A 5,054-nucleotide genomic window follows, 5' to 3' on the forward strand; every position below is an offset into this window, starting at 1 on the left:
AGACGCAACTGCCCAGCATCAAGAGTGTGAACCCATGAACGAGATGACCAAGATCGCGGTCCAGACCACGCTCAAGGACTGGGAAACCGATCAGGAAGTGCGCTGGTGCCCGGGTTGCGGCGATTACGCGATCCTGAAAGCCGTGCAGCGCACGTTGCCGGAACTGGGCGCTGACCCGGCCAACACCGTGTTCGTCAGCGGCATCGGCTGCTCAAGCCGCTTCCCGTACTATATCGAGAGCTACGGGTTCCACACGATCCACGGTCGCGCACCAGCGTTTGCCACCGGCATCAAGCTGGCGAACCCGGATCTCGACGTGTGGCTGGTGACGGGTGACGGCGACGGCATGTCCATCGGCGGCAATCACACGATGCACATCCTGCGTCGCAACGTGAATGTCCAGATCCTGCTGTTCAACAACGAGATCTACGGCCTCACCAAGGGCCAGTTCTCGCCCACAAGCCGCGAAGGCACCAATTCGCCCACGTCGCCTATGGGGTCGGTTGACCGGCCTGCGTTGCCCTGTGCTTTTGCGCTGGGTTCGGGCGCGCGCTTCATTGCGCGGGCCTATGACGTGTCGAAGAACCTGCCTGCCGTGCTCAAAGCGGCCCATGCCCACAAGGGCGCGTCTTTCGTGGAAATCTTCCAGAACTGCATCGTCTACAACAAGGACCGCTTCGACGATTTCGTCGCCAAGGGTGTGGCCGACCAGAACCAACTGTGGCTGACTGAAGGAGAGCCGATGCTGTTCGGCTCGGAAAAGTCGGGCGGCGTAAAGGGCATTGCGCTCGACATGGAGACCCTCAGCCTCAAGGTCGTCGATGTGATCGATGGTGATTGGCAGGCTGCGGGCGTTATCGTCCACAACGTGAAGAACCGCGCGCTGGCCCACATGCTGGTGGAAATGCCGTTCGGCCCGTTCCCGATGGCGCTGGGCGTGATCTACGATGATCCGCGCCCGACCTACGAAACGGTGCTGCTCGGCCAGGACGAACAGGCCCGCAAGGGCAAGGACGCCAACCTCGCCAAGCTGCTGGGCAAGGGCCAGACTTGGACGGTCAGCGGCACGGCGGCTGATCCGATCTGAAGGACCGGCTCTACCTGAAATCGCAAGGCCGCAAGGATGTGACCCCGTCACGCCCTTGCGGCCTTTTGCGTGAGGCATAACCAATGGACAACCTGACCCACAGTCTCGTTGGCTGGGCGCTTGCCGAAACCGGCCTCAAGAACCGCACGCGCAAAGGGCTTGCCGCTTGTGTGCTCGCGGCGAACATGCCGGATATCGATGTGTTTTTCGGTTGGGCTCCGTGGGCGCCGCTGGCGATGCATCGCGGCTTTACGCATGGGCTGGTCGGCGGGGTGCTGCTCATGCCGCCGTTGCTGGCGGGGCTGCTGTGGCTGCTGGATCGGTGGCAGGACCGGCAAGGCCGGATTGCGGGCGATGCCCTGCCGATGCGCTTTGGCTGGCTGATGGCGCTTTGCTACCTTGGCGCGCTCACGCATCCGTTGCTCGATCTGCAGAACGTCTATGCGGTCCAACTGATGTCGCCGTTGAGCGATCGCTGGTTCCACACTGACGGGCTGTTCATAGTTTCGCCATGGCTGCTGGTCTTCCTTGGTCTGGGCATCTGGCGCGCGCGACGCAAGGTGAGGGGCTGGCCTGCTGTGGCGGCGCTTGCGGCGACACTCGGCTTTGTCCTGCTGAACATTGGCGTTTCATACCTTGCGGGAAAGGCTTTGCGCATGTCGGCACCCTATCCCGTGCCGGACCGCGTGTTTGCTTCGCCCGGTCCTGTCCTTTTCTGGCAGCGGGAAGTGATCTGGCGACAAGACGGGGCGATACGTCGGGCGCACTACAGTCCGTTGAAACGCGTCTTTGCATTGGAACACGGTGCGGCTGTCCTGATTGACAACATGGCCGACCCACTGGTGCAGCGCGCCATCGGGTCGAGCGCGGAAGTGCGCGATTTTCTTGACTGGTCGCAACTGCCGTTTGCATTGATCAAGCAAACCGGCTGCAAGGCGCAGGTCACCATTGGCGACGCACGTTTCACCGGGCCGGAGGCGCGCGGCGGCTTCACTGTCAGCGCGATGGTCCCGCTGCAAGCCACGGAATGCCGCGCGTCCGTCGCAAGCCGCTGACCTTTCGCCGCATCCTGCCCAAAGGGGCATGTCGGCAAGGGTGGAAAGCGTGCGGTGCAACGGCCAAACTAGGTCAATGTCCGATCCTGTAATTGTCTGGTTCCGCCGCGATCTCCGTCTTGCCGATCAGGCCGCGCTTCTGGCCGCTGCTGCCGAAGGGCCGGTGATACCGGTCTATATCCTGGATGATGATGCCCCCAAGCATCGCAAGATGGGCGCGGCTTCGCGCTGGTGGTTGCACCACAGCCTTGAGAGCCTCGATCAAAACCTGCGCAAACTTGGTTCGCGGCTGATCCTGCGCCGTGGAAAGTGCCATGAGGAACTTGCAGCCATCCGGCGTGAAACCGGCGCGCGGGTGGTTCATGCGCTGCATCACTACGAACCGTGGTGGCGCAACGCAGAAAAAGCGGTGGCCAGGGCGCTGCGCCTTGAACTCCATCATGGCAACTACCTTGCACCAACAGGCACGGTGCTGACCGGCAGTGGCACGCCCTATAAGATCTACACGCCATTCTGGAATGCTTTGAAGGAGCGCCTGCCACCAGCACCGCCAAGTGCGGCGCCTGCCAGTCTTGATGCTCCGGCGGTCTGGCCGGAAAGCGACCGTCTGGCTGAATGGGCACTGCTGCCCACCAAGCCTGACTGGTCAGGTGGGATGCGAGAGGAATGGACCCCCGGCGAGGTAGGCGCGTTGGCCCGGCTCGACGCTTTTGAGGACAACGCGCGTCTTTATGGCGAATGTCGCAATCTGCCATCGCAGGGCGGCACCTCGCGCCTTTCACCACACTTGCACTTCGGCGAGATTTCCCCCGCCACGATCTGGCATCGTGTGGCCGATGCTGGCGGGTCGGTTGATGTGTTCCTCGGCGAACTGGGCTGGCGCGACTATGCGCAGAACGTGATCGTGCAATTCCCCGACTACGGCACAAAGAACGCCCGCGAAGCCTACGACCACCTGCCTTGGCGCGACGCAAGCGCCGATCTGCAAGCATGGCAGCAAGGCCGCACCGGCTATCCCATCGTCGATGCAGGGATGCGCGAACTTTGGCACACCGGCTGGATGCACAACCGCGTGCGCATGATCGCCGCCAGCTTCCTTGTAAAGCACCTGCTGATCGACTGGCGCAAGGGCGAGCGCTGGTTCTGGGATACGCTGGTTGATGCCGACTATGGCTCGAACGCGGTCAACTGGCAGTGGACGGCGGGCACGGGCGTCGATTCCAACATGTTCGTGCGGATCATGGCCCCGCTTACGCAATCGCCAAAGTTCGATGCTGCGGATTACATCCGGCAATGGGTGCCCGAACTGGCACATCTTTCCGATGCCGACATTCATGACCCCGTGTTTCCACCGCGAGGCTACCCAGCCAAGATTGTCCCCCACGCCGAGGCCCGCGCACGTGCCCTTTCTGCCCATCAGGCCATGAAGGCGCAAAGCTGACTTGCGCGTTGCGGTTCAGGACCACATATCGACACGATGAACACACAGACGCCTGCAAGGGGAGGGCATCTGGTTGCCGGAGGGTGGAACATGTCCGCCGCTGGCCGCTGGTTGGCACACCTGTTTTCCGGTTCTTTCAGCAAGGTGGTGGACCGTATCGACCGGGGCTTGGTCCAAGGTACGATCCACGCAACGCTTCCCGATGGCGAGCAGCGCAGCGTGGGCGGGCGGGGCGAGGGGCCGGTTGCGCGCATCCACCTCAAAAGCTGGAACGCGCTGATCCGTCTGGCTACGGCAGGGTCGATCGGTTGGTACGAGGCGTGGGTTGCGGGTGAGTGGGAAAGCCCTGATCCGGTCCTGATCTTTGACCTCTTCATGCGCAACGCGTCCACGCTCGGCGATGTCGGCCGGGCCAAAGGGCCGTGGCGGCTGGCGGGGCGGGTGCTGAATTTCCTGCGCAAGAACTCCAAGGCACAAGCGCGTCGCAATATCGCCGCGCACTATGACCTCGGCAATGATTTCTATCGCCTGTGGCTTGATGAAACGATGAGTTATTCCAGCGCATCGTGGCTAGGCATTGGTGCTGACGCGCCACTGGCAGAGGCGCAGGCCAACAAGGTGGACCGTCTGGCCGCGCGGCTTGGTTTGAAACCCGGCAGCGAAGTGCTCGAAATCGGCTGTGGTTGGGGATACCTTGCGCGGCGCTTTGCCGAAACGACGGGCGCGAAGGTCACCGGTATCAGCCTGTCCGATGAACAGCTTGAATGGGCAAGGGCCGAACTGGCTACCTCAGGCTTGTCCGGCATAGACTATCGCCATCAGGACTACCGAGACGTCACGGGCACCTTTGATGCCATCGCCAGTGTCGAAATGGTTGAGGCGGTGGGCCGCGAGTACTGGCCATCCTATTTCGATTGCCTCGCCCGGTGTCTGAAACCCGGCGGCCGCGCCGCGCTGCAATACATCACTATCCGCGATGATCTGTTCGAAGTTTATGCCAGCAGCGCCGATTTCATCCAGGCCTATGTCTTTCCCGGCGGACTGCTTATCAGCGAAAGCGAGTTCTCCCGGCTTGCGCGTGAACGGGGCCTGACTTGGCAGGACCGCGAAGACTTCGGCCTTGATTATGCCCGCACGCTCAGGTTGTGGCGAGAAGCGCTGGATCGCGCGGTGGATGAGGACCGCCTGCCACATGGCTTTGACCCGCGCTTTGTCGATCTGTGGCGCTATTACCTGATGTATTGCGAGGGAGGTTTCCGTGGCGGCGGGATCAATGTCAGTCAGGTGACACTGATAAAAAGCTGAACCTCAAAGCCGTCTGAACACGCCGTCGCCGCGGTAGCGGGAAAGGACACTGTCGTGCGTGATGGGGCTAGAGCGTTTTTCGACCGCTTTGAATCGGTGGGGGATTGAACGAACCCGCTGACGCGGGAGAGACGTGCGTATTGGCTGGAATGGCCTCCTGATGGGA

4 protein-coding genes are annotated in these 5,054 nt (G+C 62.0%); all 4 read left to right on the top strand.

The genetic code is table 11. The annotated features are described in order from the left end of the window. Nucleotides 1-34 precede the first annotated feature (34 nt). A complete protein-coding gene (locus tag B7X90_RS18025; protein WP_292626908.1) occupies nt 35-1,087 on the top strand; it encodes a 2-oxoacid:ferredoxin oxidoreductase subunit beta in 1,053 nt (350 codons plus the stop codon). Nucleotides 1,088-1,170: 83 nt separating this feature from the next. Further along, nucleotides 1,171-2,142, top strand: coding sequence for a metal-dependent hydrolase (locus B7X90_RS18030; RefSeq protein WP_292626910.1), 972 nt, complete (start codon nt 1,171-1,173; stop codon nt 2,140-2,142). 76 nt (nt 2,143-2,218) lie between these two features. After that, nucleotides 2,219-3,583, top strand: a complete 1,365-nt coding sequence (locus tag B7X90_RS18035; protein WP_292626912.1) for a deoxyribodipyrimidine photo-lyase — start codon at nt 2,219-2,221, stop codon at nt 3,581-3,583. A 36-nt stretch (nt 3,584-3,619) separates the two neighbouring features. Next, a complete protein-coding gene (locus B7X90_RS18040; RefSeq protein ID WP_292626915.1) occupies nt 3,620-4,888 on the top strand; it encodes a cyclopropane-fatty-acyl-phospholipid synthase family protein in 1,269 nt (422 codons plus the stop codon). Nucleotides 4,889-5,054 lie beyond the last annotated feature (166 nt).

Source organism: Novosphingobium sp. 17-62-19 (assembly GCF_002256775.1).
GTDB lineage: Bacteria > Pseudomonadota > Alphaproteobacteria > Sphingomonadales > Sphingomonadaceae > Novosphingobium.

Coding starts and splice junctions, on each gene's coding strand:
- B7X90_RS18035 (WP_292626912.1), top strand. CDS start 2,219: ATGTCCGATCCTGTAATTGTCTGGTTCCGCCGCGATCTCCGTCTTGCC.
- B7X90_RS18025 (WP_292626908.1), top strand. CDS start 35: ATGAACGAGATGACCAAGATCGCGGTCCAGACCACGCTCAAGGACTGG.
- B7X90_RS18040 (WP_292626915.1), top strand. CDS start 3,620: ATGAACACACAGACGCCTGCAAGGGGAGGGCATCTGGTTGCCGGAGGG.
- B7X90_RS18030 (WP_292626910.1), top strand. CDS start 1,171: ATGGACAACCTGACCCACAGTCTCGTTGGCTGGGCGCTTGCCGAAACC.